This is a genomic window from Oleiphilus sp. HI0043, assembly GCF_001634935.1.
Window position 1 is genome coordinate 1 of record NZ_LWEY01000546.1, and the last position, 667, is coordinate 667.

Genomic DNA, 667 nt, shown 5'->3' on the forward strand with positions numbered 1-667 from the left:
AAAGACTTCAATATAGGCCTTGCGTGCACGCGCCCTCAAATTCCCAACTTTGATATGCAGTCTACCGCGCTCATCGTTGACCATGGCGATGAGAGTAACGAATTACATCAAGCTTATTCTTATCAGCAACTCGATAAGGCATCCAACCAATGTGCTGCACGGTTAAGTGAATTGGGCTTGATAAAGGGTGACAGGGTCATGCTTTGGCTACCGAATGTTATCGAGTTCCCGATTGCCTTTTATGGCACAGTTAAGCTTGGCGGTATTGCGGTGCCCAGCTCTATTCTGCTTAGCGGCGACGAGATTGATTACCTGGCGAAGGACTCTGGTGCCAAAGTGCTGATCACCACCGCTGCGCTGGCCGAGAAGCTACACCTGGATACACTAGAAGAGTCAGAGTTGGCTCATGTTTTGATTATCGACGAACTCGCCGAGACCGCCAGCACAAGTAGCAAGATTAAGTTTCAAAGCTTTGCAAACTTACTAGCAAGTTCATCCGATGACGAAATCGCAGTCAATACCTGCTATAACGACCCGGCCTACTTAGTCTACACCTCTGGCACCACGGGTTATCCAAAAGGCGTATTGCATGCTCACAGGGCTTTGCTGGGTCGCTTACCCGCGGCCTACCATTGGTTTGATTACCAAAGCGATAAAACTGACCGCA

1 protein-coding gene is annotated in these 667 nt (G+C 49.2%); it reads left to right on the forward strand.

Annotated elements, in window-relative coordinates:
- A partial coding sequence (locus A3729_RS06735) for an AMP-binding protein (RefSeq protein ID WP_156497747.1) occupies window positions 1-667 on the forward strand: 667 nt, incomplete at both ends.